Raw genomic sequence first — 26943 nt, 5'->3', positions numbered from 1 at the left:
GCCATGCAGTAACTGCACTTCTCAAAGAAGCGGGAAAAGCGGAAGCTCAATTATGGGAGGAAGATAAAAACAAGGGGAATATCGCCATGAGCCTTCCAATCAATCTTCGTACCCAATTCAATCGCTGGATGCAGTATTGCGAAAACCTGCGCGAGCTTGAAAGCTGCAGCGACCGCGAACTGAGCGATCTCGGCCTCAGCCGCAACGACATCCGTCGTGTGGCGCGCGAAGCTGCCTACGCAGCTGCCTGATCATGCCGACAGAAGGAGCCGCACGCGTTCGGCTCTATACCGGACGCGCGCTCCAATCTCGATTGATTAAGTCAGCCGTTAAACATCTCCGGGCTTCTTGAAGCGGACGTGAATATCGTCGCCCGCAAGGTCGAAGCCGGCATAGTTGCGCTGGAAGGCGATCAAGGCGTCATTGACGCCCTTGGAATAGTCGTCGTCCTGCACTTCGATATGATGCCGGTAAAGGATTCTGTCGCCTTTGTAGAATATAACCTGACCGTCCATCATAGCCTCCTTCTTAGTTGACAAGGGTCAAGACGGAACGCCGCCGGATGGCGCGTAGCGTAGGTGTCTATCTGAGATAGGCGCTGCTTCGCGCGCTTCAAGGTTTTTTTGAAGTTCCGCCACTTGCAAGCATCAGCCAGGCTCGCGCCGCATGGGACAGAAACGCGCCTTTGCGCCAGATCAGGGCCATGTTCCAGTTCATGTCCGCATCGGTGATTTTCTGAATGCGGACGCCGGAATGATGGCGTTGCTCGGCGATCATCAGGGGCAAAAAGCCGACGCCCATGCCCGCCGCCACCAGTTCGACGATGAAATCGATCTGACTGGAGCGGACCGCGACATTCGGGGTAAAGCCATGCTGCTGGCAGGCATCGAGGATAATATGATTGAGTGCGAAGCCGCTTTCAAAAAGAATGAAAGGCAAGCCTGCGATCTGGTCCAGCGTGACGCCGTCGCCGGAAGCCGCCTCATGGGTCGCGGGGAGCAGGGCCACGACAGGTTCGCAACGCACGTCCTGCCACTCGAAACTGTCTTCGACCGGCAGAAGCGAGGCGGCAAGCTCGACATCGCCCGCCAGCAGAAGCTCTTCCAGACGGCGGCTGCCATGCTCGACCAGCTGAATGTCGATATCCGGGTAAAGCTTGGTGTAGGCGGCGAAGACCGGCGCGAACAACATACTGGAGCCGATGGGCGGCAGTCCGAGACGCAGGAGGCCGCGTTTCAGGCCGCGCAATTCACCAAGCTCCGCCAGCAGATCGTCTTTCTCGGCCAGCATGGCCAGGGCGCGGCGATAAACGATGTCGCCCGCCGCAGTCAGGCGCGGCGGGGTGGCATCGCGGTCGAGCAGGGCAAGGCCCAGCTCTTCCTCCAGCTGCTTCACCGCTTTGCTGACCGTGGACTGGGTCGCGTGAATAGCTCTGGCCGCAGCGGAAAACCCGCCCTGGCGCACCACCTCCACAAATGCCTGAAAGCTCCTCAAGTTCATGAGCTATTCTATATCGGAATAGCTGCAATGAAATCAATTCATTTCTAGAATAAGCCAAGACAGCCTATATTGATCCTCAACAACAGACCGAATGCAAACGGGCAACGGCCCGGGAAGAAGCCCATGAACGCCTCCAGAAATGCTCATACTCTTGCTGTCCGCTTCCGCTATGCGCTGCACCACAGCCGCATGATGCAGATTGCGACGCTGGTCGGCTTCTGGCTGGCAGGTGAAGCCTTCGTGCGCGCGGTCGGTCTGCCCCTGCCGGGTGGTATCATCGGTATGGGACTGGTACTGGCGCTGCTGTTGAGCGGTCGCGTCAGCCTGTTCAGCATGAAGCGCGGCGCGGAATGGTTTCTGGCCGAGATGCTGCTGTTCTTCGTGCCTGCCGTTCTGGCGATCCTTGAGCACCGCGAACTGATCGGCGTGCTTGGTCTCAAGATCATGGCTGTCATCCTGCTCGGCACGCTGACGGTGATGAGCGTCACCGCATTGACGGTAGACCTCTGCTATCGCTGGAGCCTTCGTTATGCTGCCAAGTAACCCCTTCGTGGCAACGCTGTTCTGGTCGGCGGCCACGATCCTGCTTTATCTTGCTGCAAAGCGCGTTTATCGCCGCTTTCCCATGTGGTGGCTGACACCTCTGGCCGTCACGCCGCTTCTGCTGATGGGGCTGGTCGTCGCGCTCAACGAAAATTATCGTGGCTATTTCGGCGCCACGCATTGGCTGGTGGCGCTGCTCGGCCCTGCAACGGTTGCCTTCGCAATTCCCATCTATCAGCAGCGCGCGACGATCCGGCGGTACTGGCCGGTTTTGCTGGCTGGTGTGCTGGTCGGCAGTTCGTCGGCCATGGCTTCGGCCTGGGGATTGGCGCATCTGCTCGGTCTCAACGAGGCGATCAGCCTCAGCCTGATGCCGCGTTCGATGAGTACGCCTTTTGCGATGACTGTTTCGGGTGATATTGGCGGCACGCCGGACCTGACCGCCATCTTCGTGGTGCTGACCGGCGTTTTCGGTGCGGCGCTCGGTGAAATGATGCTCAACTGGCTGCCGCTGCGTTCGACGCTGGCGCGTGGCGCACTGTTCGGCATGGGCGCACATGGCGCTGGCGTGGCGAAGGCCCACCAGATCGGCAGCGAGGAAGGTTCCATCGCCGGTCTCGTCATGGTGCTGGTTGGACTGGTGAATGTGCTGGCTGCACCCCTGATCGCGCAATTCCTGTAAGTTTCTGTTATATAAAGATAAAACAACCTGAACAGGCGCCCGTTTTGCGGGCGCCTGTGCATTTTTGGCGACTGCCTGTTTCTTGAGCATTGTCGAATTTGCATAACTGACATGCATTATTAACCGTTGTTGAAAAATGAGCCACCAGTTAGAACTTGGTCATCGAGTTCACTCCTCCTCCCAGAACTCGATACCGGAATACGGCACTCCTCCTCCCAGCCGTATTCGAAGATCAGGCCGCGCATCCTCCTCCCGCGCGGCCTTTTTCTTTTTCTGAACCTCCCCAGACAAGCACTGTTCCCGTACCGCCGCTTTGACCGTATGCGTTGACAATCCGTCACCGCATAGCCCCATGGGCAATCCGCGCTGGCTGTACTATCTCTTGCTCGACTTTATAAGGACGGGAGATCGCAATCATGACCAGTGGCATCCATCATCTCACGCTGATCACGCGCAAGGTGCAGGCGAATGTCGATTTCTATGCGGGCTTTCTGGGTCTGCGTATCGTCAAGCGGACGGGCGGTTTCGAGGATGCGGAGCAGCTGCATCTGTTCTATGGCGACCGCTCCGGCACGCCGGGTTCGCTGATCACCTTTCTGGTCTGGGAAGACGGTTCAAAAGGCCGCGTCGGTCACGGGCAGGTCAGCGAAATTGCGCTTTCCATCGACCGCACGGCCATTGGCTTCTGGCTGGAACGCGCCTTGCGTTATCACATACAGTCCGAGGGACCGGTGCAGGAATTCGGCGAGCCGGTTCTGCGGTTGCGCGATCCCGATGGTGTAATCGTCAAGCTGGTCGGCACCGATCTGGCAGCCAATGATCCGTGGTCCGGTGAGGGTATTCCGGCTGAATTCGCCATTCGCCGGATACGTTCCGCCACCATCCTGTCGGAACAGCCAGAACAGACTGCCGCTTTCATTGAGCGCTATTTCGGCTTTCACCGTCAGGGGAAGGAAGAAACCATCGACCGGCTTGTGTCGGATTCCGGCGACGCCATCGATGTGCGCGATGCGAGCGGCTTCTGGCCCGGCATTCCGGGAACCGGCATTGCCGATCATGTGGCCTTTCGCGCCAGCGCAACCGACGATGTGACAACGCTGGAAAAGGAGCTGTCGAAGCTCAATTCCAGCGAGGTCAACGTGCATGACCGCAAATATTTCACCTCGCTCTATGTTCGGGAGCCGGGCGGAACCCTGTTCGAATTTGCCACCGACGCCCCCGGTTTCACCGTGGACGAGCCGGTGGAAACATTGGGGCAGCTTCTGTTCGTGCCGCCGGGCAATGAGAAGCAGGCCCAAGCGATCCGCGCCCGCATGCCGCAATTCGGCCTGCCGGGTGAGGAGCGGGTGATCTATCGCGATCTGCCCTTCGTCCATCGTGTTCATCTGCCGGAAGACCCGGATGGCAGCACGCTGATCCTGCTGCACGGTTCGGGCGGTAATGAGAATGATCTCATGCCGCTTGCCCGTCTTGCCGCGCCGCGCGCTACGCTTATCGGTGTTCGCGGTCGCAGCACGGAGGAAGGTATTCAGCGCTGGTTCCGCCGTTTCGATCAAAAGCGGTTCGACCAGAAGGACATCCGGTTCGAAGCGGAAGCCTTTGAGGCTTTCGTTGAAGGCGCGATTGCGGCCTATGACATCGACCCGGACCGGCTGGCCTTTATCGGCAATTCCAACGGGGCAAACCTGCTTGCGGCCTTCATGCGGCTTCATCCGCATATCGTCCACAAGGCGGTTTTGCTGCGTGCTTCGGAAGTGCTGGAGGAACAGCCGGATGCCGATCTGTCCGATGCTTCCGTTCTTCAGTTGAACGGCGCAGCCGATCCTTTCGGTGATGCTTCGGGCGCATTGGCAAAGGCGCTGCGGGACGATGGTGCCGATATTGACGTCCGCGCAATCGAGGGCTGGCATGGTCTGACCGACGACGACATTCGGGTCACAGCTGAATGGCTGAAACAGAAACTCTGAGTGCTTGTCGATCAAACAACGAAAAGGGCCGCCGGATCTCTCCGGCGGCCCTTTTTACTTTTTAGTCTAATGGCTTGAGGCCCTTTTCGATGGCTGCGCGCTTACTTTCCAGAAAAGGCGGCAGCGACAGGCTCTCGCCGAGGCTCTCCAGCGGTTCGTCGACGGCAAAGCCCGGACCGTCGGTTGCGATCTCGAACAGGATGCCATTTGGTTCGTGGAAGTAGAGCGAACGGAAATAGTAGCGCTCGACCTCACCGCTGGACGGCACCCGCAGCGACCGCAGGCGTTCGACCCATTCCTGCATGCTTTCCTGATCGGGCGTGCGGAAGGCGACGTGGTGCACGGCTCCCGCACCCTGCCATGCTGTCGGCAGGTTTGGCTGCACGGCGACATGCAATTCGGCTGCCGCACCGCCCGGTCCCATGGAGAAGACATGGACATGGCCTTCGCCATCGGGCGAGGCATAGTCGCCGGTCTCGCTCATGTTCATCAGCTTTTCGAGCACAATCTTGGTCGGCGCGAGGTCTGGAACGCTGAGCGTGATCGGGCCGAGGCCGCGAATCTGCCTATCGGCTGGAACAGGGCTTCTGTCCCAGCTATGGGCGTCGCCTGCACCGCCATCGTCGGTCAGCCGTAGACGCTGGCCTTCCGGGTCTTCGAAATCGAGCACGGCACGACCGGCCACTTCAAAGATATCGCCGGTTTCAATGCCCTGTTCGTTCAGGCGCTTGCGCCACCAGTCGAGACTTTCGACGCCATTCACGCGCAGACCCGTGCGGGCCACGCTGTTGGTGCCGCGGCGTTCGCGCTCAACCGGCCAGTCGAAGAAGGTGATGTCGGTGCCTGGCGATGCCAGACCATCGGCATAGAACAGATGGTAGGCGCTGGTATCGTCCTGATTGACGGTCTTCTTGACGAGCCGCAGCCCGAGCGTATCGGTGTAGAAGCGACGGTTGCCCGGCGCATTGGCGGTGATAGCCGTCAGGTGGTGCAGTCCGGTAAGTTCCAAAGCCATGATTGCCTCCTTTGTTCAGGGAGTTACGTTTGCTGTTGGTCCCTATATCGGCGGTCAGGGTGTTCGCGAAAAGTGTTAGTTGCTGAACAGTGTGTAACCGATAAGTCGCAGCCGGCCTGCGATCGTTCTGCGGGTGATAAAAGGGGCTTGGCAGATCTTTTCCGGTAAAGAATATGTTAACCTGCAAAATTCGCAGTGTAAAAGAAACTCGGGTTTATTGACGTGGCGCGTCTTGGCTTCCAGAAATCGGTTCTGATTTTTGGTTGAAGCGGTGGCGTAAAGGGAGCTTGGTTTTGCAGAGCATGTTTCGTCGGGCTGTGCCTGCATTGCTTGTTTTGATGACACTGCTCGCAGGCTGCGCCGGCCGTCCTGAAGGCGTGCTTCTGCCTGTCGGCGACGTGACCACGCCCGGAGCGACCAAGGTCGACCTCCTCGTTGCGACCACACGTCGCCCATCCGACAATCCCGGTATTCTCTTCTCCGGCGAGCGCGACAAGCTGGTCTCGATCAATGATATCGTCGTGTCCATTCCGCCGGAAAAGAACCGCAAGGCGGGTGAGGTGCAATGGCCGAAGAAGCTGCCGCCCAATCCGCAGACCGATTTTACCACCGTCAGCGTGACGCCGATCAAGACCGATGTTGAAGTGGCGGGCTGGGTTCGCCCCCATCTCACCAAGAGCCGCCGCGTGATGGTGTTCGTGCACGGCTTCAACAATACATTTGAAGATTCCGTCTATCGCTTTGCGCAGATCGTGCACGATTCCGGGGCCGATGTTGCGCCGGTGATCTTCACCTGGCCGTCGCGTGCCAGTGTGTTCGACTATAATTACGACAAGGAAAGCACCAACTATTCCCGCGATGCGCTGGAGCAGGTGCTGCGCGCCATTGCCCGCGAGCCGGAGGTGAAGGACATCACCGTCATGGCCCATTCCATGGGCAGCTGGCTGACCGTTGAAGCGCTGCGCCAGATGGCCATCCGCGACGGACGTGTGAATGCCAAGGTCACAGACGTCATTCTGGCATCGCCCGATCTGGACGTGGACGTGTTTGCCAAGCAGTTTTTGGCGATGGGCAAGGATCATCCGCGCTTCACGCTGTTCACCTCGCGCGACGACCGCGCGCTTGCGCTGTCGCGGCGCATTTCGGGCAATATCGACCGTCTGGGCCAGATCGATCCGTCCATCGAACCTTACCGTTCGGGGCTTGAGCAGGCGGGCATTACCGTCATAGATCTCACCAAGCTCAAATCGGGCGACAGGCTCAACCATGGCAAATTTGCCTCCAGTCCTGAGGTCGTGCAGCTGATCGGTCAGCGTCTTGTCGCGGGCCAGACCATCACGGATTCGCAGATCGGCCTCGGCGACCGTCTGGGTGCGGTGGCGATTGGCACGGCGCAGGGCGTCGGTACGGCGGCCTCCCTTGTGGTCACAGCGCCGATTGCCGTGTTTGATCCAAACACGCGCAAAACCTATGACGAGCAGATCGACCGTTTCGGTCGTGCTGTCGGCAATACGGTGGGGGCGGCGGTCACGCCGCAATGATCTGATACAGCCTGTTGTCATATTAGACCTGACACGGTAGGAGTCCTCGCCATCAATTTGGCCGCGAGGAGGAACGCGCATGCAGATTATCCGCACCATCGAGGAGTTGCGGCAGGTTCTGGCGCCTGCGCGTCGTGCGGGCAAGCGCATCGGCTTCGTGCCGACCATGGGCTATCTTCACAAAGGCCATCTGGAACTTGTTCACCGGTCGCGTGCCGACAATGACGTGACTGTCGTGTCGATCTTCGTCAACCCGCTGCAATTCGGCGCTAACGAGGATCTTGATAAATATCCGCGTGATCTGGAGCGCGATGCCACTCTGTTGCGCGGGGCGGAGGTCGATTACCTCTTCGCGCCAGCCGTCAGTGACATGTATCCGCGCCCGATGCAGACCGTGGTGGATGTGCCCACCCTTGGCAACCAGATGGAAGGCGAGGCGCGTCCCGGCCACTTCGCCGGTGTCGCAACGGTAGTCAGCAAGCTCTTCAATATCGTTGGTCCCGATGCTGCCTATTTCGGCGAAAAGGACTTTCAGCAGCTCGTCATCATCCGCCGTATGGTGGACGACATGGCCATTCCCGTGCGTGTGGTTGGCGTCAAGACCGTGCGGGAGGATGACGGGCTCGCCTGTTCGTCCCGCAATGTCTATCTGTCGCCGGAGCAGCGCGCTGCCGCCATTATCGTGCCGAAAGCGCTCGATGAAGCCGAGCGGCTTTATCAGTCCGGTGTGGACGATCCTGACGCGCTGGAAGCGGCAATTCGTGCATTTATCGCCACGGAACCACTCGCGACGCCGGAAGTTGTGGCGCTGCGCGACCCCGAAACGCTGGAACGCCTGACGGCGGTGCAGGGGCGGCCCGTGCTGATTGCGCTGTTCGTGCGGCTTGGCACAACGCGGCTTCTCGACAATCGCGTCATTGCGCATGTCGCACAGGAGCAGGCGGCCTGAGATGAGCGCACCCGTCAAAAAGAAGCGACTGACGCCCAAGGCCATTTCGGCCCTGAAGGGCGAACGCCCGATTGTCAGTCTCACCGCCTATACGACGCCGATAGCGCGGCTGCTCGATCCGCATTGCGACCTGCTGCTGGTGGGGGACTCGCTCGGCATGGTGCTTTACGGCATGGATTCCACCCTTGCTGTCACGCTTGACATGATGATCGCCCATGGGCAGGCGGTGATGCGCGGCGCCGAGACGGCTTGCGTCATCGTCGATATGCCGTTCGGTTCCTATCAGGAATCGAAGGAACAGGCGTTCCGCAATGCCGCCCGCGTGATGCAGGAAACCGGTTGTGACGGCGTCAAGCTTGAAGGCGGCGAGGAAATGGCCGAAACGATCGATTTTCTGGTCCGGCGGGGCATTCCGGTGTTCGGTCATGTCGGCCTGATGCCGCAACAGGTCAATACGGTTGGCGGCTTCCGCTCGCTCGGACGCGATGACGATGAGGCCGACCGTATTCGTCGCGATGCGCAGGCTGTCGCCGATGCCGGTGTGTTTGCGCTGGTCATTGAGGGCACAGTGGAGCCGCTGGCGCGCGAGATCACCACATCGCTTTCCGTGCCGACGGTTGGCATAGGCGCGTCGGCTGCCTGCGACGGGCAGATATTGGTTTCGGACGATATGCTGGGGCTGTTTCAGGATTTCACACCGCGCTTCGTGAAGCGCTTTGCACAATTGGCGCCGCAAGTGTCCGATGCGGCGAAAGCCTATGCCGAGGAGGTGAGGGCGCGCACATTCCCGGGGCCGGAGCATGTTTTCGGCGCTAAACCGAAAACTTAACCCTTAAATTCTGTGCCGTATGGCGGTAGCGCCTTGTAATTATTCGTCAATCGCGTTCAATGTCGGAAGTGTTTTCCGGAGTTGCTGTGACCGACGATATTGCCCATACCGAACTGATTGCCGTGCTGGCCGCTGTGACCAGCGAACAGCCGCGCGTCATGACTGTGCGACAGGGGCAGGCTCTTCCCTCTGGCCCGTTCGAAAGCGAGCACCGTTCGTTGCAATCCGGTCTGCGCGCCTGGGTGCAGTCGGAAACCGCGCATCCGGTCGGCTATCTGGAACAGCTCTACACCTTTGCCGACCGTGACCGTCACGCACAGGGCGAACGCATCATCTCGATCAGCTATCTCGGCCTTGTGCGCGAAAGCGATGCGGCGGCAGGGCAGGCGGGCTGGCGCGGCTGGTATGATTATCTGCCGTGGGAAGATCACCGTCAGGGCGAACCGGCCATCATGGAGCATCTCAACAATGCGCTCCTTGTCTGGGCCTATCGGGCCGAAACGCCGGAATTGACGGCGCAGCGCATGCGGCGCATCTCGTTCACCTTCGGCTTTGACAATGGAGAGTGGGGCGGGCGCTGGAACGAAGACCTCGTGCTGCAACGCTATGAGCTGCTGTTCGAGGCCGGTCTGGTGGCGGAAGCCGGGATGAAGGAAGACGAGAACGGTCGCTCCATGTTTGCCGATCATCGCCGCATCCTCGCCACGGCGATTGCGCGGCTGCGCGCCAAGATCAAATATCGCCCGGTGGTGTTCGAATTGATGCCGGACAGTTTTACGCTTTTACAACTCCAGCGGACTGTCGAAGCGCTGGCGGGTCTGCGCCTGCATAAGCAGAATTTCCGCCGCCTGATCGAGCAGCAGGATCTCGTCGAGGAAACCGGCGAAAGCGACAGCGAAACCGGCGGTCGCCCGGCAAAACTGTTCCGTTTCCGCTACTCGATTGTCGAGGAACGCGCCCTTTCCGAGCGCCATCTGGCCGGAGCCAAGCTGCCAATCTCCCGCGATTGACAATATACTCGAATCGAGTATAAGTTCATAAACATGAAATACTCAAGTTGAGTATAAATGGGCATGCCAGCGTGTTTCCAGCAAAAGCGCAAAACGCTTTCGTGTGAGGTTGATGCGTAAACGCATGTCGATGAGCTGGGAGGCTCGCACATGAACGATCATGTTTCCGTTTCGCAACTCTATGACCGCGTGGCCAAGGTGCTGCCCAAGGCGGAGTGGCTGGGCTTCGAAGACGATGTCGCGGCCATTCTTGAGCTGAAGAAAAAGCGCAATGCCGTCATCCTTGCGCATAATTACCAGACGCCGGAAATCTTCCACTGCGTAGCCGATATTGTCGGCGACAGTCTGGCGCTGGCGCGCAAGGCTGCTGAGGTCGATGCCGATGTGATCGTGCTGGCGGGCGTGCATTTCATGGCCGAGACGGCCAAGCTGCTCAATCCCAGCAAGACGGTGCTGATCCCCGATATGGCTGCGGGCTGTTCGCTGGCCGACAGCATCACGCCGGAAGATGTGGCGCTGCTGCGCGAGGCGCATCCCGGCGTGCCGATCATCACCTATGTCAACACATCTGCTGCCGTGAAGGCGGCATCCGATATTTGCTGCACCTCCGGCAATGCCAAAAAGGTGGTGGAATCGCTTGGCGTACCGCGCGTGCTGATGATCCCCGACGAGTTTCTGGCGCAGAATGTGGCCCGCGAAACCGATGTCGAAATTCTCGCCTGGCATGGCCATTGCGAGGTGCATGAGCGGTTCACTCCAGACGATATCCGCGAATTGCGCGAAAGCCACCCCGGCGTGGTGGTTCTGGCCCATCCCGAATGCCCGCCGGAAGTGGTGGCGGTCGCCGATTTCGCCGGTTCCACTGCGGTCATGTCGGACTATGTCGGCGAGAAGAAGCCGCAGCGTGTCGTGCTTTTGACTGAATGCTCGATGAGCGACAATGTTGCCGTTAATCACCCGGATGTCGAGTTCATCCGCCCGTGCAATCTCTGCCCGCATATGAAGCGGATCACGCTTGCCAATATTCGCGATGCGCTGGAAAACAATCGCCATGAAGTGACTGTCGATGCAGCACTGATGGAGCCCGCCCGGCGCGCCGTCGAGCGGATGCTGGCGGTATGACTACGACCCCGGTCCTTGTCATTGGCAGCGGCCTTGCCGGTCTGATGACGGCGCTCACGCTGTCTCCACAGCCGGTGTTGCTGGTGACAGCGGGAAGCCTCGGCCTGTCCGGTTCCAGCACGCTGGCGCAAGGCGGCATTGCCGCAAGTGTTGGCGCGGATGACAGCGCTGCATCGCATCTGGCCGATACGATTGCGGCTGGCGACGGCCTGTGTGACCGGGGCGTGGCAGCCGAAATCATAGCAGCAGGCGCGGACGTCGTTGACGCGCTGGAAGCCCATGGCGTGCACTTCGACCGCAAGGCGGACGGTTCATTTTCACTCGGTCTGGAAGCCGCCCACAGCCGTCATCGCATTGTGCATGTGGATGGCGATGCGACAGGGGCGGGCATCATGCGCGCTTTGACCGCCAAGGTTCTGGCGACGCCTTCAATCACCGTCATGGAAAACACCCGCGCTCTCCGGCTCATGCGGCAGGATGGTCGTGTCGTCGGTGCTTGTCTTGAAAATGTCGGCCCGGTTGCAGCGCGCGCCGTGGTTTTGGCGACGGGCGGGGTCGGCGGACTTTATAACGCAACAACCACGCCGCTCGGCAATCTCGGTCAGGGAGCCGCATTGGCTGGCCGCGCAGGCGCTGTACTTGCCGATATGGAGTTCGTGCAATTCCATCCGACCGCGCTAGCCGTTTCCGCGCCGCGCCTGCCGCTGATCAGCGAGGCTGTGCGCGGGGAGGGCGCTCAACTTGTCAATGATCGCGGCGGGCGCTTCATGGCGGATGTTCCGGGCCGCGAGCTTGCGCCCCGTGATGTGGTGGCGCGGGCCATCGGCAGCGAGATCGCGCAAGGGCGCAAGGTCTATCTCGATGCACGCACGGCTCTGGGCGCGCATTTTGCAACGCGGTTTCCCGGTATCGATGCGCTTTGCAAACAGCATGGCATCGATCCGTCCGGTGATCTGATCCCGGTCACGCCGGCCACGCATTACCATATGGGCGGGATCAGGGCCGACGCCGACGGGCGCAGCAGCCTGCTGGGTCTCTGGGCCGTGGGCGAAGCGGCCTGCACCGGCTTGCACGGCGCCAACCGTCTTGCCAGCAATTCGCTGCTTGAAGCCGCCGCCATGGGGCTGCGCGCCGCCCGCGCGCTTGGCTGTGAAGAGGCGGTCGCCGTGCGGCATCCCGTGCCTGTCAGCTTGCCGCAGAGTTCCGATCCGGAACTGGTACGGCGCATTGTTTCTAGCCATCTTGGCCTGCTGCGTGATGAAGAAGGTTTGCGTTCTGCAATCACCACCCTTCTCCCCCTCGCGGAGACCGACGATGCCGCAGCCGTGGCGCTGGTCGCTGCGGTTGCGGCATTTGAACGGCGCGAGTCGCGCGGCAGCCATGCCCGCACCGACCACCCGCAGAAACACGCGGAGGCCAAGCGTCGCTTCCACACTTTCGAGACGGCATTCGCGCTTGCCCGCGACATCGCCGCCCCCGAACGCTTACTTCAACGAATTCCAAGGACTGCATGATGAACCTGCCGCGCTTGTCTCCGCTTGTCGTCGAACCGCTGGTGCGCGCCGCACTTCTGGAAGATCTGGGGCTCGCTGGCGATATTACCAGCAATGCAGTGGTGCCGGAGGATCACCGCTCGGCCATGCTGTTCAGCCTGCGCCAGCCGGGCGTCATCGCCGGGCTGGATGTGGCCGAAATGGCGTTTCGTCTGGTCGATCCGGATGTCACATTCGAACGTCTCGCGCGGGACGGTCAGTCTCTTGAAAAAGGGGCGGATGTCGCCCGCGTTTCCGGCTCCTCCCGCTCCATTCTGGCGGGTGAGCGGACCGCGCTCAATTTTCTCGGTCACCTCTCCGGCATTGCCACGGCAACGGCCAATCTGGTCAAGGCTGTTCAGGGCACCAAGGCTTCCATCGTCTGCACGCGCAAGACGACGCCGGGGCTGCGTGCCTTGCAGAAATATGCGGTGAGGGCAGGCGGCGGCATGAACCACCGTTTCGCGCTCTATGACGCGGTGCTGATCAAGGACAATCACATCGCGGTCGCTGGCGGTGTGCGTGAGGCCATCGAACGTGCCAAGGCCGGTGCCGGTCACATGGTCAAGATCGAGGTCGAAGTCGATACGCTGCAACAGCTCGATGAAGCCATGGCGACGGGCGTGGATGCGGTGCTGCTCGACAATATGTCGCCAGCGCAATTGCGCGAGGCGGTATCGGTGATCGATGGGCGCGCCATTTCGGAAGCCTCCGGCGGTATCACGCCGGAAACAGTGGCGGCGGTTGCTGCCAGCGGTGTCGATCTGATCTCGGTTGGCTGGACCACGCACAGCGCGCCGAACCTCGATATCGGGCTCGATTTCGAAGAGCTGAAATGAAAAAAGGGAGGCGATTGCCTCCCTTTTCCTGTTTGCAGAACTGCAAAACTTATTTTTCGACGAAAGCCTTTTCGATCACGAAATGACCGGCTTCGCTCTGGCTGCCTTCCTTGAAACCGCGTTCTTCCAGAAGCTGCTTGGTTTCTGCCAGCATTTCCGGGCTGCCGCACAGCATCACACGATCGTCTTCCAGATTGAGTTCCGGCATGTCGATATCGGTGAAGATCTGGCCGGAGCGAATGAGATCGGTCAGGCGTCCGCGGTTCTTGTAAGGCTCACGGGTGACGGTCGGGTAATAGATGAGCTGCTTTGCGGCCATCTCGCCGAGGAATTCGTCCTGCGGCAATTCGTTGGAAATGAAATCCGTATAGGCCAATTCTGCTACCTGACGCACGCCATGAACGAGAATGATCTTCTCATAGCGCTCATAGGCTTCCAGATCACGAATGATCGAAAGGAACGGCGCAAGGCCGGTGCCGGTCGAGAGCAGCCACAGATTCTTGCCGGGCTTCAGATTGTCATAGAGCAGCGTGCCGACCGGCTTCTTGGACAGGATGATCTGGTCGCCAACTTTCAGATGCTGGAGCTTGGAGGTCAGCGGACCGTTCGGCACCTTGATCGAGAAGAATTCCAGCCCGTCCTCATAGAGGCTCGAGGCAATGGAATAGGCGCGGGTGAGCGGCTTGCCGTTCACTTCGAGGCCCATCATGATGAACTGGCCGCTCTGGAAGCGGAAGCCCGGATCACGCGTTGTACGGAAGGAAAACAGCGTGTCGGTCCAGTGATGGATGTCGGTGACGGTTTCCTGATTAAAGTTGCTGCTCATCTTCGGAACTGTCTCTGTTGTTCTCCGGCGCCACGCTTGGGAGGACGGCGCCTTATGGATTGGGTCGGTTGGTTTGGTCTTTATCGGTCATTGCTGCGGCCCGCCCGCATAGATGCAACTCCGTGGAGTTTGCATCCTGAGCAGGCAGGCCGCTTTGATCGCAATTAATATAAGCGCGTCAGGCTGCCTTCAGGGTGGCTTCCGCGAATTCGTAGTTGGCCAGCTTGTCGAGGAAGTTCGTTACATAGTCAGGCCGACGATTACGGAAATCGAGATAATAGCTATGTTCCCAGACATCAAGCCCTAATAGCGCCTTGCCTTCGCCGGTTGCCAGCGGATTGGAGCCATTTGGCGTCTTGGTGACCTTCAACTTGCCGTCATTGGCCAGAACCAGCCACGCCCAGCCCGAGCCGAACTGGCCGACAGCCGCCGTCTTGAAGGCTTCCTTGAACTGGTCGACGCCGCCGAAATCCTCGACGATCTTCTTTTCCAGCGCGCCCGGAAGGCGTCCGCCGTTTGCCGACAGGTTCTGCCAGAACAGATCGTGGTTCCAATGCTGGCCGGCATTGTTGAAGACCGGAGCGAGATCGGCCTTGTCTTTCGCAAAGAGCACGATTTCCTCAAGCGACTTGCCCTTGAGCGCATCGTTCTTCTCGACGAAGCCATTCAGCGCCGTTACGTAGGCCTGATGGTGCTTGCCATGGTGCAGCTCAAGTGTTTCGGTGCCCATGCCGACGCCTTCAAGAGCGTTGGTCGCATAGGGAAGCGGAGGCAAGGTGAAGCTCATTTTAGACTCCTTGATATACAACTATCTTGATAATTCAGATCGGATCGCTTAATTTAACAAGATAATGCTTCTTTAAATCGAAAACAGGCAATATGTCAAGGAATGACTTTCTAAATACGGACCTTTCGGGAGCACGTTCGCCCGCGGAACGCATCATGCTGGCGCTCAAGATGCGCGGTGCGCAGACGGCTGCCGCAATCGGCGACCATCTCGGCACGACCGGCGAGGCGGTGCGCCAGCAGCTGGTGCGGCTGGCCGAGGAAGGTCTCGTTGCGCCGCATTCCGTTTCGCAGGGCGTAGGCCGTCCCTCGCAGTTCTGGGATCTGACAGAGCCCGGCAATAAGCGCTTTCCCGATACCCATGCCGATCTGACCGTGCAGCTTCTGCATTCCGTGCGCACCATCCTTGGTGAAGACGCGCTGGAAACGCTGGTTGCGCATCGCGAGACGGAAACCCGCCGCCAGTATCATGCGCGCCTCAAGGACATGGAGTTCGACGAGCGCGTCAAGGCGCTTGCAGATATCCGCTCGACCGAAGGCTATATGGCGGATGCCGAGCGGCAGGAGGACGGTTCGTGGCTTTTTGTCGAGAACCATTGTCCCATCTGTGCCGCTGCCGATGCCTGCCAGGGTTTTTGCCGGGCCGAGCTTCAGGTTTTTGAAGCGGTTCTCGGCCCGGATGTGTCTGTTGCCCGTACCGAGCATATTCTGGCCGGGGCGCGGCGCTGCGCCTATGTTTTTACCCCGGCCAATCCTTCCTGATCAGCACGATGCCGCTTGCGGCTGTCTTGCGCTGCGCACCAAAGCCAGCGCAGACAGGAATGCCAGCGTCGACATGACGGCAAAGCCGGAGAACAGCCACATGGCGGCATTGGCGGTGCCTGCAAATCCGCCCGGATTGCTGAGCCCTGCCATATTGGCGATCATGCCTGCCAGTGATGCGCCGAGCGCGGTGGTGAAAAGCTGCACGGTGGTGACGGAGGCCGACGCCAGATTCTGGTCGTCCGCATCGGCGCGTTTGAAAATACGCGTCAGAAGATGCGGCCAAGTCATGCCCACGCCGAAGCCGATGACTGCCAGCGCCAGACAGATCGGCAGCAGGCTGACCCAATGACCATCGCTGCCAACGGGGACCAAAGCGGCAAGCGTGACCATGCCCGCTATGCCCATCAGCGGCGCGGCGATGATCACCCGGTCAACACGACCGGAGGAAACACCTGAAGAACCGATGGAGCCGAGCGTCCAGCTTCCGCCCATGATGGCGGCCAGATAACCGGCGACCAGGGGCGACTGGTTGTGCAGCACCTGGAAGAACAGTGGCACGAACACTTCCGCGCTGGTTACCGAGGCGCTGAGGAAGGCGAGCGTCAGATAAAGCGCGCCGAGGCGGTGGAGGCTGAACGATCCTTTGGGAAGAATACGCCGCGACGAATTGCGCTCGATGATGAAGAGCAGGAGCAACAGCACGACAGCCAGCGCGACGCCTGCCGTATTCATGACGGCATTGACCGAAATGCTGGCGGCAGAAACGGCAAGCACAGCCGCCGTCAGCAGAATGAGCTGCGGCCAGGCCAGCGGTGCGCGGCTGCCTGCATCGCCGGAGGCGCGTGGCAGCACAACCATGGCCATGATGGCGAAGATGCCGATCACCGGCGCCAGCGACCAGAAGGCGGCGCGCCAGATGCCAAGTTCGGCGAATATGCCGCCGATCGCCGGACCGACGAGGGTTGCAACGCCCCACATGCCGGAAACAAGGCCAATCGCGCGGGGCCACAGGTTTTCGGGGAAGACGATGCGGATCATTGCATAGGAAAGGGCCAGCATCATGCCGCCGCCAAGGCCCTGCACCGAGCGCCCGGCCAGCATGACCGGCATGGATGGCGCGAGACCGCAAGCCAGCGTACCGGCTGCAAAAATAATTGCCGCCATCAGATAAGCACTGCGCGGACCCGCTTGCGATAGCAGGCGCGGAACGAGCGCCGAACCTAGAATGGATGCCGTCACGAATAGCGCCGTGTTCCAGGCATAATAATCCATGCCGCCAATATCGGCGACGACCGTTGGGAGGATGGTCGTCGCGATGAATACGTTGATGGCGTGCAATGCGACGCCGCCGACAAGGGTGAGCGACCGGATGGCATTCTTACCGGCAAACAGGTCTCCCCAACCGGCGGGCTGGCCGCTAGCGGATGTTTGGTCCTGCATGATTTTTTCCTTACACATCTGAATAACCGGACATTGAGGGCCCAAAATGCCCCTCGGTCCGAACTGCATGCCAATCGCTACGCCTGCCTCTGTAATTTGTCAAGCAAATGCTTGTTTAATTATCCGGGCAACTTTTCAGGCAATGATAGAGCCGTCAATCGGACGCAGGAAGCAGGGCCTGTGCACAAAGACTTTCAATCAAAACAAGGGAGAAGCTTGTAAGGGGTTCAAATTCTGGCGAAAAGCTCTATATCAGGGCCAACCGTTGAAGGCAGGGCAGCCAAAACAGAAGTGATCCGCGACAGCTTATGGGGAAATTTTTCTCGATGGCGCTGTGGCGGATTTGTGTTTCTGTCACAAGCTTCCTATAAGCCTTTGAATAATTCCAGAAGAAGCGTCTGACGCTTCTTCCCAACGTGGCGACCAGCCTTGCTGGACAGGCCAGATTTCCCCATTGGACGACCCGAAGAGCCATGATCCAGACGCCTTATTACCTGATCGACAAGACCAAGCTGAAGCGCAACATGGAAAAGATCGCCTATGTGCGCGAGAAGTCCGGTGCGAAGGCGCTTTTGGCGCTGAAATGCTTCGCGACATGGTCGGTGTTCGATTTCATGAGCCAGTATATGGACGGCACGACCTCGTCCTCGCTCAATGAAGTGCGTCTCGGCCACGAGAAATTTGGCGGCGAAACCCACGCCTATAGCGTTGCCTATGCCGATCACGAGATCGACGAAGTCATCGCCAATGCCGACAAGATCATCTTCAATTCCATCGGCCAGCTGGATCGCTTTGCCGATAAGGCGGCGCATATCAAGCGCGGCCTGCGTCTCAATCCGGGCGTGTCGTCATCGAGCTTCGATCTCGCCGATCCGGCGCGGCCGTTCAGCCGCCTTGGCGAATGGGATGTGGCGAAGGTCGAGAAGGTCATGGACCGCGTCACCGGCTTCATGATTCACAACAATTGCGAAAACTCCGATTTCGGTCTGTTCGACAAGATGCTGACGGAGATCGAAGACAAGTTCGGCTCGCTTCTGCATCGGGTTGAATGGGTCAGCCTTGGCGGCGGCATTCATTTCACCGGTGAGAATTATCCGGTCGATGAATTCTGCGCGCGTCTGAAGGCGTTTTCGGAAAAGTTTGGCGTGCAGGTCTATCTGGAGCCCGGCGAAGCCTCGATCACCAAGACCACGACGCTGGAAGTGACGGTTCTCGACACGCTGTTCAACGGCAAGAACCTCGCCATCGTCGACAGCTCGATCGAAGCCCATATGCTCGATCTGCTGATCTATCGCGAAACCGCGAAGATGGAGCCGAATGAAGGCGAGCATCGTTACATGGTCTGCGGCAAGTCGTGCCTGGCGGGCGATGTGTTCGGCGAGTTCAACTTTGGTCAGGAGCTGAAGGTCGGCGACCGCCTCTCTTTTGCGGATGCCGCCGGTTATACGATGGTCAAGAAAAACTGGTTCAATGGCGTGAAGATGCCTGCGATTGCCGTGCGTGAACTTGATGGCACGGTCAATGTTGTCCGCGAATTCACTTTCGCGGATTTTGAAGGGTCGCTTTCCTAAAGATCCTGTTGCGGCTTCAGGCTGCAACGAACTCATGTGTTCCGAATGAGAAGGCAATCGGGACGGTCAATAGATGGCGGGAAACCGCTGGAAGAGGAAGCATCGACAGAAAATGAAGAAGAACGTTCTCATTATCGGCGCCGGGGGCGTGGCACAGGTTGTTGCACATAAATGTGCGCAAAACTCTGACATATTGGGCGATATCCATATTGCGTCCCGCACGGTTGAGAAATGCCGCAAGATTATCGATAGCGTGCATGAAAAGAAGAGCCTCAAGACCGAGGTGAAGCTGGAAGCGCATGCGCTGGATGCTCTGGATGTTGAAGCCACCAAGGCTCTGATCCAGAAGACGGGCGTTCAGATCGTCATCAATGTCGGCTCGGCCTTCCTCAATATGTCGGTTCTTCGCGCCTGTATCGATACGGGCGTTGCCTATATGGACACGGCCATTCACGAAGATCCGAAGAAGATCTGCGAAACGCCGCCATGGTATGGCAATTACGAATGGAAGCACCTCAAGGAATGCGAAGAGAAGGGCATCACCGCCATTCTCGGCATCGGCTTCGACCCGGGTGTGGTCAACGCCTATGCGCGTCTGGCCGCTGACGATTATCTGGATGAAGTGAAGTCCATCGATATCGTCGACATCAATGCCGGTTCGCATGGCCGCTGGTTCTCGACCAATTTCGACCCGGAAATCAATTTCCGCGAATTCACCGGCACGGTCTATTCCTGGCAGGAGGGTGCCTGGCAGTCGAACAAGATGTTCGAAGTCGGCCACACGTTCGATCTGCCCGTCGTCGGTCCGAGCAAGGCCTATATGACCGGCCATGATGAAGTGCATTCACTGTCCAAGAACTATCCGAATGCGGATGTCCGTTTCTGGATGGGCTTTGGCGATCACTACATCAACGTCTTCACGGTTCTGAACAATCTCGGCCTCCTGTCCGAACAGCCGGTCAAGACCGCTGAAGGTCTGGAAGTCGTGCCGCTCAAGGTGGTCAAGGCCGTGCTGCCCGATCCGTCGTCGCTGGCGCCTGATTATACGGGCAAGACCTGCATTGGCGATTTCGTCAAGGGCACCAAGGACGGCAAGGAGAAGGAAGTCTTCATCTATAACGTTGCCGACCATAAGGACGCTTACAACGAAGTGGGTTCGCAGGGCATTTCCTATACCGCTGGCGTTCCGCCGGTTGCCGCTGCAATCCTGATCGCTTCCGGCGAATGGGACGTGAAGAAGATGGTCAATGTGGAAGAGCTGAACCCGAAGCCTTTCCTGAACATCCTGAACCATATCGGCCTGCCATCCCGTATCAAGGATGAAAACGGCGACCGCGCGCTGGACTTCGCGTGAGGTTATAGCTTTACGCTATCGAAAAACCCCGCTTAGGCGGGGTTTTTTATTGCACACTTTGCTCTTGCTTCAACCGGCCTTTATCCTGAGGAGGCCCGCAGGGCCGTCTCGAAGGATCGAAGGAGCGAAGAAACGAGGGCGTGGGAGACCAGCGTTGCGTTGCCTGTTCCATCTGGACCTCGCCCTTCGAGGCTGCGCTTCGCTCCGCACCTCAGGGTGATGGGTGTGGCGCTCGATAAAGAGGTCAGAAGAGCGGCGGCAAAGAAGGTGCACCTGAATATTATTCGCCCCGGGGCCAGGTGTCGGACAGCCGATACCCACCCGGAAACGGATCGCTGGGATCGAGCATCAGCTGCGAGGTGCCCGTCACCCATCCGCGACCGGAAATGATCGGGCTGATGGCGGGTTTGCCGCCAAGCTCGGTCAGCCTGTCCAGCCGGCAGTGAAACTCGGTGCCAAGCACAGATTTGCCGATGAAGCGCTCACCCACTTTCATCTGGCCCTTGGCGTGCAGCACGGCCATGCGTGCCGAGCAGCCGGTGCCCGTCGGTGAACGGTCGAGCTTGGCCGGACGGATCGCCACCGTGTTGACGCCCGTCAGAACATCGCCTTCGCGTGTGACCGGCTCGGTGATCTGGCAAAACGAAATGTGGTTCCAGTCCTTTTCCGGGTGGCGAAAACCAAGCTGCTCATTGGCGGCCTTGGTGATCTTCACGCCGATCTCGGCCAGTTCACGCGCCTGACCCGGCTCGATCTTCATGCCGATCTGCGCGGCCTCGATAAGGACGAAACTGTCGCCGCCATAGGCCGTATCGACGGTAATGGTGCCAAGCCCCTCGACTTCAAGCGCAGCATCCAGCCGGTCGGCGAAAGACGGCACGTTGCGCACGCTGATGCGCTCGGCCTTGCCGTTGCGGCACTCGGCTTCCACCTCAATGAGGCCGCCGGGCGCTTCCAGCACCATGCGCGTCACCGGCTCCTGCATCGGGATAATGCCGCTGTCGAGCAGCACAGTTGAAACGCAGATCGAATTCGAGCCCGACATTGGCGGCGTATCGGCAGGCTCCATGATGATGAACCCCATCTGCGCACGCGGGTCTTTCGGCGGCACCAGCAGATTGATGTGACGGAACACGCCGCCGCGCGGCTCGTTCAGCACAAAATTACGCAAGGTTTCGTCACTGGCGATAAAGCGCGACTGCTCCCACACCGTGTCACCCGGCGGCGGCGCGACACCGCCGACGATAACATCGCCGACTTCGCCTTCCGCGTGACAGCCGACAATATGGATAACCTTGGTGCTGCGCATGGGAACCTCGCAAAATACAACAAGTATATTTGTAGCTGGGTCTAGCGCCGGGTCAATATTTATCGGGCGGTAAAGGGCGCTTTCATAACGACTGTGAAAACTGGTTTCCCGGCGTGTCAGCTCGTTAGAATTTACGTCTCAAGATGTGTTGCTCTTTTAAGCAAGTCTGATATCCATGTGCTGCTAAATTGTGCATATCGATGCGCAGCCCGCTTGGCTCCGGATCAATTTCAGGAACATGCAAAACGTTCCCCATTGAAATTGAGCAACCCGAAAAGCTGGGGCGCCGTTGTTTTTGAAAAGCAACGCGCGGCTCTTAGCCGGCATGGGACGGTCGATGATCGTAACGCGACGCCACTCTCCTCAGATTGACCCGGTCTCTGAGTCTTTGATGTCTCGGCGCGTGGTTTTCAGGTTTTGAATTATCCGGCGGGGTGACGGCTCTCTGGATGATTCTGGGGAGTGGAATGTGAGCAGTACAACCAATGTGGGCTTTCATGAGCCCCACCAGAACAGCGTGCAGCGTTTGCGCAGGGAACTTTCCGCGGCGCTGAAACTTGGCTGGCCGCTGATCCTGACCAATGTTTCGCAAGCCGCATTGACGGCAACCGACATTATCTTCATCGGGCGTCTGGGCAAGGATACGCTGGCCTCGGCGCTTCTGGCCACGAGCTTCTACCACACGCTGGTCATCTTCTCGATGGGACTTGTTTCGGCTGTCATGCCGATGATCGCCATCGCGCTCGGCAAGAACCGCCATTCGGTGCGCGATGTGCGCCGCACGGTCCGTCAGGGCTTCTGGACGGCGATCATCATCTCGATCCCGATCTGGGTCGTGCTGTGGCATTGCGAGGAGATATTCCTGTTCCTCGGACAGCAGCCGGATATCGCAGCGCGCTCGACCGACTTCATGCACACGCTGCAATGGGCGCTGCTGCCCTATCTGTTCTACATCGTGTTGCGCTCGTTCTTCGCGGCGATGGAAAAGCCCATGTGGACATTGCTGATTGCAGGCGCAGCGATCGGCTTCAACGCGCTGGCCGGATGGACGCTGATCTTCGGTCATTTCGGAATTCCGCGCATGGAACTGCATGGCGCTGGTATTGCGACCACGCTTTCCAGCACAATGATGTTTCTTGGCATGGCGGCGATCACGCTGCGTCATCGCCGTTTCCGCCGCTATCACCTGTTCGGCCGGTTCTGGCGTCCCGACTGGCCGCGCCTGCGTGAGCTGTGGCGCATCGGCTTTCCGATGGCGCTGACTTTCGTGTTCGAAACTTCGATCTTCTATGCCGCTGTCGTCATGATGGGCCGGATCAGCGCGACCGCTATGGCGGCCCATGCCGTGGCGATCCAGATCGCGTCGCTCAGCTTCATGGTGCCGCTCGGTTTCGGGCAGGTGGCGACCGTGCGCGTTGGACGCGCTTATGGTGCGGGCAATCCCAGGGCGGTGGCTTATGCGGGCTGGAGCGCCTATGCGCTGGGGGTTGGCTTCATGATGATCATGGGTCTCCTGATGGTGCTGATCCCGCGCCTGTTCATCGGCGTGTTTCTCGATCTGCATGATCCGGAAAATCTGGCCGTCATGGAACTGGCCGTCAGCTTCCTTGCGCTGGCCGCTCTGTTCCAGACGGTTGACGGCGCACAGGCGGTTGCTGCGGGCATGTTGCGCGGCATGCGTGACACCCGTGTTCCGATGTTTCTGGCGCTGCTTGGCTATTGGGGTGTGGGGCTGCCGCTTGGCGCGCTGCTCGCCTTCAAGTTTGGCATGGGCGGGCAGGGCATCTGGCTTGGCCTTGCCGCCGGTCTTGGCATTGTTGCCGTGATGATGACTTTGCGCTGGCGCAGGCATCTGGCCCATATTTCCAGAACGCTCGCGTAAAGCACATCCCGAAAAGTGTGAAACGGTTTTCGGATAAGATGTGCGCTAAAGCAAACAATAAGCTGAAAACAAAAATGCCGCACGGCCTGAAGGTCGTACGGCATAGTTGCATGCTGCGGATATCATACCGTATCCGCTATCTCGTTTCTGCGATTACTTCGTCAGATTGCTGATACGATCAAGCGCGCTGCCGAAACCCTTCAGTGATATCTTGAAGGCAACCGGCTGGCTTGGGCTGAGAGCCGTTGCCGTCACGTTGATATTGGCACCCGCCTTGATGGCTGCAACCTGTTTCAGTTCGAAGCTAATCGGTGCAAGGCAACCCTGCGGGAGGCAGGTGGAGAATGCGAGCGTCGGACCAACTGCATCATCGATCTTGATGGTCACACCTTTGGCCAGATCAAGACCGAATGGCATCAGGATAACACCGTCAACCTTGCCGCCCGCGACATTACGCAGTTCAGCGGTCAGGACGCGCTGACCAGTCTGGGAGCTGTTCTGCTCCTGACGGATTGTGCAGACGCTGGTGTCTTTCTGCGTCTGGCAGGCGACGGTCCAGTCCTGATAGGTTTCCTGCAGGGTGCTTGCGCCGCCCGGAAGGGGGGCTGCAAAAGCAGGCGTTGCCAGAAGTGCTGCCAGCGTGCAAGCAAGGCCGAGCGCGCGATGGTTTTTCATAAATATATTTCTCTCTAAAAACGATCTTTTGAAGCCTGTTACCCAAAAGGGAGCTTTGAAAATTTATTGAGCACAATTCAGCTGTGCGTTCAACTACATTCCCGTCAAATTATCTTGTTTCTGCGAATAATCGTAAAAGGTTATCGAAGTCTAATATAGTCTTCACTGCAATGTTTGCTTGAAAATAGCAGGGCGGCAGTTGTGACCGGCAGGTATCCGGCGCATTTTGGCCGGATACCGTGCTGAAACGACAGTCTATCGCGTCAGTTTCATATGGCGGTTCACGTCCTTGTACAGCAGATAGCGGAACTTGCCCGGACCGCCCGCATAGCAAGCCTGCGGGCAGAAAGCGCGCAGCCACATGAAGTCACCGGCTTCCACTTCCACCCAGTCCTGATTGAGCCGGTAGACTGCCTTGCCTTCCAGCACATAGAGGCCGTGCTCCATGACATGCGTTTCAGCAAAGGGGATCACGCCGCCCGGCTCAAGGGTAACGATGGTGACATGCATGTCGTGGCGCAGATCGTTCGGATCGACAAAGCGCGTCGTCGCCCAAACGCCATTGGTGTCCGGCATGGGCGAGGGGGCAATGTCGTTTTCATTGAGGAATAGCGGCTCCGGCACATCGAGCCCGTCCACATATTCATAGGCCTTGCGAACCCAGTGGAAACGCGCGGTCTTGCTGGCGGTGTTGCGCAGGCTCCAGCCGCTCTTGGGCGGCAGATAGGCATAGCCGCCTTCGGTGAGCGTGTGGGTCTTGCCCGCAATGGTGACTGTCACTTCGCCTTCGACCACGAACAGAACGCCCTCGGCGCTGTCGTCAAGCTCGGCGCGGTCGCTGCCGCCGCCCGGCTGTACTTCCATGATATATTGCGAGAAGGTCTCGGCAAAACCGGACATCGGACGCGCGATCACCCACAGTCTGGTCTTTTCCCAGAAAGGCAGGAAACTGGTCACGATATCGCTGAACGTGCCTTTCGGAATGACGGCATAGGCTTCCGTGAACATGGCGCGGTCGGTCAGAAGCTGCGTCTGCGGCGGCAATCCGCCGGTCGGTGCGAAATAGGTGCGGGTCATTTTCCTGTTCCTGATCAGTAAAGTGTCTCTGGAAGGATGTCCTTCAGTCGCAAGAGCGCGATGCGCTCGACTTGCGCGCAAGCGGTAGCGAATTCGGTCTCGCGGTCATTGGCGACGCGGCGCTGGAACGTGTCGAGGATTTCCTTCTTGTTGCGCCCCTTCACGGCGATGATGAAGGGAAAGCCGAATTTCTGCGTATAGGCATCGTTCAGTTGGGTGAATGTCTGCTTTTCCGCGTCGGTCAGCGCGTCCAGACCGGCACCGGCCTGTTCGGCGGTGGATTCGGCGGTCAGGCGCTTGGCCTGCGCCAGCTTGCCGGCGAGATCCGGGTGGGCATTCAAAACGCCAAGCCGCTCTTCGGGCGAGGCTGCGCGGAAGATTTTCGTCATTGCACCGGCAAGACCGGAGGCCGTGTCCTCGGCGGCAGCGAAGCCAGCGTCGAAGGCGCGCTCGGCGATCCACGGCGAATGCTCAAAAATGCTGCCATAGCGGGCCACGAAATCGGCCTTGCTGGCCTTCGATGGCACCACATCGGCCACTTTCGGCTTGTGGTGTTCGTGCCAGTGATTGGCAATGTCGATGCGCTTGGCAACCCAGACCTTGTCATGGCTCTGGACATAATCGAGGAAACGTTCAAGTGCTGCCGCGCGACCCGGACGTCCGACCAGACGGCAATGCAGGCCGATGGACAGCATTTTTGGCGCGCCTTCCGCGCCTTCGCGGTAAAGCACGTCGAAGGCGTCTTTTAGATAGGTGTAGAACTGGTCGCCGGAATTGAAACCTTGCGGCGTTGCAAAACGCATATCGTTGGCGTCGAGCGTGTAGGGCACGATCAGATGCGGACCTTTGGGACCTTTGACCCAATAGGGCAGCTCATCGGCATAGGAATCGGCGGAATAGACAAAGCCGCCTTCTTCCATCACCAGCTTCAGCGTGTTGTCGGACGGTTTGCCCTGATAAATGCCGAGCGGGCGTGAGCCAGTGACTTCGGTGTGCAGGCGCACGGCTTCGCGAATATGCTCGCGTTCCACCTCTTCCGGCACGTCCTTATATTCCCACCAGCGCAGGCCGTGACTGGCGATTTCCCAATCGGCTTCCTTCATCGCGGCGACGGCTTCGGGATTGCGCGCCATAGCCAGCGTCACGCCATAGACGGTGACGGGCATGTTGCGTCGCGTGAAGGCGCGCCAGAGACGCCAGAAGCCGGAACGCGCGCCATATTCGTAGATGGATTCCATGTTGAGGTTGCGCTGGCCGTTCCAGGCCTGTCCGCCGACGATTTCGGACAACAGGCATTCGGACGCCGCATCGCCGTCGAGAATGCAGTTCTCGGCGCCTTCTTCGTAATTGACCACGAATTGGACGGCTATATTGGCCCCACCGGGCCAGCGCGGATCAGGTGTGTTCCGGCCATAGCCGATCAGATTGCGTGGGTAATTCATGCCATATCCCCTTGATGTCAGCGCCAGCGCATTCCGAAAACCGTTCAACGGCATGTGGATCACGCTTTGGTTTTGCCCATGATAATAAAGATTTGCGGTGTGAATTCCCCTTCAAAATTTTGAAAGACATCCAATGAGAAAGCTCTTTCTTAATGCCGAATAAGGCGGAATACTTCACGATGGGAACAAAAGCGGGAACGCGGCCGGTCTGCCATATAAATGTGCTTTGATAGCAAAAACGGTACTGGCAAACCGAGTGAAATCAGCGACTTGCAGCGGATCCGTTT

The 26943-nt window shown here is 58.9% G+C and carries 25 protein-coding genes; 15 read left to right on the top strand and 10 right to left on the bottom strand.

Annotated features, from left to right (window positions below; all coding sequences use genetic code 11):
• Window positions 1-86: 86 nt before the first annotated feature.
• On the top strand, window positions 87-251 hold the full coding sequence (locus FHW00_RS10820; protein WP_210261360.1) for a DUF1127 domain-containing protein: 165 nt from the start codon (window positions 87-89) through the stop codon (window positions 249-251).
• Between the two features lie 78 nt (window positions 252-329).
• Here the strand turns inward: FHW00_RS10820 and FHW00_RS10815 are convergent, their stop codons facing one another.
• On the bottom strand, window positions 330-515 hold the full coding sequence (locus FHW00_RS10815; protein WP_078337933.1) for a hypothetical protein: 186 nt from the start codon (window positions 513-515) through the stop codon (window positions 330-332).
• A gap of 97 nt (window positions 516-612) precedes the next feature.
• Entirely contained in the window at window positions 613-1500 is an 888-nt protein-coding gene (locus tag FHW00_RS10810; RefSeq protein ID WP_078337934.1) for a LysR family transcriptional regulator, read from the bottom strand.
• Between the two features lie 123 nt (window positions 1501-1623).
• On the opposite strand from FHW00_RS10810, the gene FHW00_RS10805 reads away from it, so the two are divergent.
• From FHW00_RS10805 to FHW00_RS10795, 3 genes are all read left to right on the top strand, one after another.
• Window positions 1624-2043 (top strand): CidA/LrgA family protein, encoded by a 420-nt coding sequence (locus FHW00_RS10805; RefSeq protein WP_078337935.1) that lies wholly within the window; start codon window positions 1624-1626, stop codon window positions 2041-2043.
• Entirely contained in the window at window positions 2030-2725 is a 696-nt protein-coding gene (locus tag FHW00_RS10800; protein ID WP_078337936.1) for an LrgB family protein, read from the top strand. Before FHW00_RS10805 ends, FHW00_RS10800 begins: the two co-directional genes overlap by 14 nt.
• 416 nt (window positions 2726-3141) lie before the next feature.
• Window positions 3142-4692, top strand: coding sequence for a VOC family protein (locus FHW00_RS10795; RefSeq protein WP_078337938.1), 1551 nt, complete (start codon window positions 3142-3144; stop codon window positions 4690-4692).
• Between the two features lie 61 nt (window positions 4693-4753).
• Here the strand turns inward: FHW00_RS10795 and FHW00_RS10790 are convergent, their stop codons facing one another.
• On the bottom strand, window positions 4754-5707 hold the full coding sequence (locus FHW00_RS10790; protein ID WP_078337939.1) for a ring-cleaving dioxygenase: 954 nt from the start codon (window positions 5705-5707) through the stop codon (window positions 4754-4756).
• 302 nt (window positions 5708-6009) lie between these two features.
• Between FHW00_RS10790 and FHW00_RS10785 the strand changes: the two genes are divergently transcribed.
• From FHW00_RS10785 to nadC, 7 genes are all read left to right on the top strand, one after another.
• Complete coding sequence (locus FHW00_RS10785; RefSeq protein WP_113533694.1) at window positions 6010-7248, top strand: alpha/beta hydrolase; 1239 nt, start codon at window positions 6010-6012, stop codon at window positions 7246-7248.
• Between the two features lie 79 nt (window positions 7249-7327).
• The gene (gene panC / locus FHW00_RS10780) at window positions 7328-8197 is read left to right on the top strand and encodes a pantoate--beta-alanine ligase (protein ID WP_078337941.1); all 870 of its coding nucleotides are present in this window, start codon (window positions 7328-7330) and stop codon (window positions 8195-8197) included.
• A 1-nt stretch (window position 8198) separates the two neighbouring features.
• Entirely contained in the window at window positions 8199-9026 is an 828-nt protein-coding gene (panB, locus tag FHW00_RS10775) for a 3-methyl-2-oxobutanoate hydroxymethyltransferase (RefSeq protein WP_078337942.1), read from the top strand.
• Between the two features lie 59 nt (window positions 9027-9085).
• Window positions 9086-10036, top strand: coding sequence for an NUDIX hydrolase (locus FHW00_RS10770; RefSeq protein WP_078337943.1), 951 nt, complete (start codon window positions 9086-9088; stop codon window positions 10034-10036).
• Between the two features lie 150 nt (window positions 10037-10186).
• The gene (nadA, locus tag FHW00_RS10765) at window positions 10187-11158 is read left to right on the top strand and encodes a quinolinate synthase NadA (protein WP_113533692.1); all 972 of its coding nucleotides are present in this window, start codon (window positions 10187-10189) and stop codon (window positions 11156-11158) included.
• Window positions 11155-12672 (top strand): L-aspartate oxidase, encoded by a 1518-nt coding sequence (locus FHW00_RS10760; RefSeq protein ID WP_078337944.1) that lies wholly within the window; start codon window positions 11155-11157, stop codon window positions 12670-12672. Before nadA ends, FHW00_RS10760 begins: the two co-directional genes overlap by 4 nt.
• Window positions 12672-13529 (top strand): carboxylating nicotinate-nucleotide diphosphorylase, encoded by an 858-nt coding sequence (gene nadC / locus FHW00_RS10755; RefSeq protein WP_078338115.1) that lies wholly within the window; start codon window positions 12672-12674, stop codon window positions 13527-13529. The genes FHW00_RS10760 and nadC overlap by 1 nt, the downstream gene beginning before the upstream one ends.
• Before the next feature lie 49 nt (window positions 13530-13578).
• Here the strand turns inward: nadC and FHW00_RS10750 are convergent, their stop codons facing one another.
• Both FHW00_RS10750 and FHW00_RS10745 read right to left on the bottom strand, forming a co-directional pair.
• Window positions 13579-14355, bottom strand: coding sequence for a ferredoxin--NADP reductase (locus FHW00_RS10750; RefSeq protein WP_078337945.1), 777 nt, complete (start codon window positions 14353-14355; stop codon window positions 13579-13581).
• A 178-nt stretch (window positions 14356-14533) separates the two neighbouring features.
• On the bottom strand, window positions 14534-15142 hold the full coding sequence (locus FHW00_RS10745) for a superoxide dismutase (protein WP_078337946.1): 609 nt from the start codon (window positions 15140-15142) through the stop codon (window positions 14534-14536).
• Window positions 15143-15297: 155 nt separating this feature from the next.
• Here FHW00_RS10745 and FHW00_RS10740 point away from each other — a divergent pair, with 155 nt between their 5' ends.
• Entirely contained in the window at window positions 15298-15903 is a 606-nt protein-coding gene (locus tag FHW00_RS10740) for a helix-turn-helix transcriptional regulator (RefSeq protein ID WP_078337947.1), read from the top strand.
• On the opposite strand, the gene FHW00_RS10735 is transcribed toward FHW00_RS10740, so the two are convergent.
• Window positions 15904-17346 (bottom strand): MFS transporter, encoded by a 1443-nt coding sequence (locus tag FHW00_RS10735; RefSeq protein ID WP_078337948.1) that lies wholly within the window; start codon window positions 17344-17346, stop codon window positions 15904-15906.
• A 473-nt stretch (window positions 17347-17819) separates the two neighbouring features.
• Between FHW00_RS10735 and nspC the strand changes: the two genes are divergently transcribed.
• Together nspC and FHW00_RS10725 are read left to right on the top strand one after the other, a co-directional pair.
• Window positions 17820-18917: a carboxynorspermidine decarboxylase gene (nspC, locus tag FHW00_RS10730; protein ID WP_078337949.1), complete on the top strand. Its 1098-nt coding sequence runs from the start codon at window positions 17820-17822 to the stop codon at window positions 18915-18917.
• Window positions 18918-19029: 112 nt separating this feature from the next.
• Window positions 19030-20271, top strand: coding sequence for a saccharopine dehydrogenase family protein (locus FHW00_RS10725; protein WP_078337950.1), 1242 nt, complete (start codon window positions 19030-19032; stop codon window positions 20269-20271).
• A 280-nt stretch (window positions 20272-20551) separates the two neighbouring features.
• Here FHW00_RS10725 and FHW00_RS10720 read toward each other — a convergent pair whose 3' ends face one another.
• On the bottom strand, window positions 20552-21580 hold the full coding sequence (locus tag FHW00_RS10720) for a trans-3-hydroxy-L-proline dehydratase (protein WP_078337951.1): 1029 nt from the start codon (window positions 21578-21580) through the stop codon (window positions 20552-20554).
• Between the two features lie 469 nt (window positions 21581-22049).
• Here FHW00_RS10720 and FHW00_RS10715 point away from each other — a divergent pair, with 469 nt between their 5' ends.
• Window positions 22050-23462, top strand: a complete 1413-nt coding sequence (locus FHW00_RS10715; RefSeq protein WP_078337952.1) for an MATE family efflux transporter — start codon at window positions 22050-22052, stop codon at window positions 23460-23462.
• 153 nt (window positions 23463-23615) lie between these two features.
• Here the strand turns inward: FHW00_RS10715 and FHW00_RS10710 are convergent, their stop codons facing one another.
• The 3 genes from FHW00_RS10710 to puuE all read right to left on the bottom strand — a co-directional run bounded on the left by FHW00_RS10710 (window position 23616) and on the right by puuE (window position 26656).
• Window positions 23616-24137, bottom strand: a complete 522-nt coding sequence (locus FHW00_RS10710; RefSeq protein ID WP_078337953.1) for an invasion associated locus B family protein — start codon at window positions 24135-24137, stop codon at window positions 23616-23618.
• 255 nt (window positions 24138-24392) lie between these two features.
• Window positions 24393-25214 carry a bifunctional allantoicase/(S)-ureidoglycine aminohydrolase gene (locus tag FHW00_RS10705; RefSeq protein ID WP_078337954.1) on the bottom strand — a complete coding sequence of 274 codons (822 nt, stop codon included), beginning with the start codon at window positions 25212-25214 and terminating at the stop codon, window positions 24393-24395.
• A gap of 14 nt (window positions 25215-25228) precedes the next feature.
• Window positions 25229-26656, bottom strand: coding sequence for an allantoinase PuuE (puuE, locus tag FHW00_RS10700; protein WP_078338116.1), 1428 nt, complete (start codon window positions 26654-26656; stop codon window positions 25229-25231).
• Window positions 26657-26943 lie beyond the last annotated feature (287 nt).

The organism is Ochrobactrum sp. P6BSIII, assembly GCF_014138065.1.
In the GTDB taxonomy this organism is placed as follows: domain Bacteria; phylum Pseudomonadota; class Alphaproteobacteria; order Rhizobiales; family Rhizobiaceae; genus Brucella.
Note: the sequence above shows the minus strand (reverse complement) of the source record. Positions and strands in the feature narration are given on the sequence as shown.

Coding starts and splice junctions, on each gene's coding strand:
- FHW00_RS10820 (WP_210261360.1), top strand. CDS start 87: ATGAGCCTTCCAATCAATCTTCGTACCCAATTCAATCGCTGGATGCAG.
- FHW00_RS10815 (WP_078337933.1), bottom strand. CDS start 515: ATGGACGGTCAGGTTATATTCTACAAAGGCGACAGAATCCTTTACCGG.
- FHW00_RS10810 (WP_078337934.1), bottom strand. CDS start 1,500: ATGAACTTGAGGAGCTTTCAGGCATTTGTGGAGGTGGTGCGCCAGGGC.
- FHW00_RS10805 (WP_078337935.1), top strand. CDS start 1,624: ATGAACGCCTCCAGAAATGCTCATACTCTTGCTGTCCGCTTCCGCTAT.
- FHW00_RS10800 (WP_078337936.1), top strand. CDS start 2,030: ATGCTGCCAAGTAACCCCTTCGTGGCAACGCTGTTCTGGTCGGCGGCC.
- FHW00_RS10795 (WP_078337938.1), top strand. CDS start 3,142: ATGACCAGTGGCATCCATCATCTCACGCTGATCACGCGCAAGGTGCAG.
- FHW00_RS10790 (WP_078337939.1), bottom strand. CDS start 5,707: ATGGCTTTGGAACTTACCGGACTGCACCACCTGACGGCTATCACCGCC.
- FHW00_RS10785 (WP_113533694.1), top strand. CDS start 6,010: ATGTTTCGTCGGGCTGTGCCTGCATTGCTTGTTTTGATGACACTGCTC.
- panC (WP_078337941.1), top strand. CDS start 7,328: ATGCAGATTATCCGCACCATCGAGGAGTTGCGGCAGGTTCTGGCGCCT.
- panB (WP_078337942.1), top strand. CDS start 8,199: ATGAGCGCACCCGTCAAAAAGAAGCGACTGACGCCCAAGGCCATTTCG.
- FHW00_RS10770 (WP_078337943.1), top strand. CDS start 9,086: ATGTCGGAAGTGTTTTCCGGAGTTGCTGTGACCGACGATATTGCCCAT.
- nadA (WP_113533692.1), top strand. CDS start 10,187: ATGAACGATCATGTTTCCGTTTCGCAACTCTATGACCGCGTGGCCAAG.
- FHW00_RS10760 (WP_078337944.1), top strand. CDS start 11,155: ATGACTACGACCCCGGTCCTTGTCATTGGCAGCGGCCTTGCCGGTCTG.
- nadC (WP_078338115.1), top strand. CDS start 12,672: ATGAACCTGCCGCGCTTGTCTCCGCTTGTCGTCGAACCGCTGGTGCGC.
- FHW00_RS10750 (WP_078337945.1), bottom strand. CDS start 14,355: ATGAGCAGCAACTTTAATCAGGAAACCGTCACCGACATCCATCACTGG.
- FHW00_RS10745 (WP_078337946.1), bottom strand. CDS start 15,142: ATGAGCTTCACCTTGCCTCCGCTTCCCTATGCGACCAACGCTCTTGAA.
- FHW00_RS10740 (WP_078337947.1), top strand. CDS start 15,298: ATGCTGGCGCTCAAGATGCGCGGTGCGCAGACGGCTGCCGCAATCGGC.
- FHW00_RS10735 (WP_078337948.1), bottom strand. CDS start 17,346: ATGCAGGACCAAACATCCGCTAGCGGCCAGCCCGCCGGTTGGGGAGAC.
- nspC (WP_078337949.1), top strand. CDS start 17,820: ATGATCCAGACGCCTTATTACCTGATCGACAAGACCAAGCTGAAGCGC.
- FHW00_RS10725 (WP_078337950.1), top strand. CDS start 19,030: ATGAAGAAGAACGTTCTCATTATCGGCGCCGGGGGCGTGGCACAGGTT.
- FHW00_RS10720 (WP_078337951.1), bottom strand. CDS start 21,580: ATGCGCAGCACCAAGGTTATCCATATTGTCGGCTGTCACGCGGAAGGC.
- FHW00_RS10710 (WP_078337953.1), bottom strand. CDS start 24,137: ATGAAAAACCATCGCGCGCTCGGCCTTGCTTGCACGCTGGCAGCACTT.
- FHW00_RS10705 (WP_078337954.1), bottom strand. CDS start 25,214: ATGACCCGCACCTATTTCGCACCGACCGGCGGATTGCCGCCGCAGACG.
- puuE (WP_078338116.1), bottom strand. CDS start 26,656: ATGAATTACCCACGCAATCTGATCGGCTATGGCCGGAACACACCTGAT.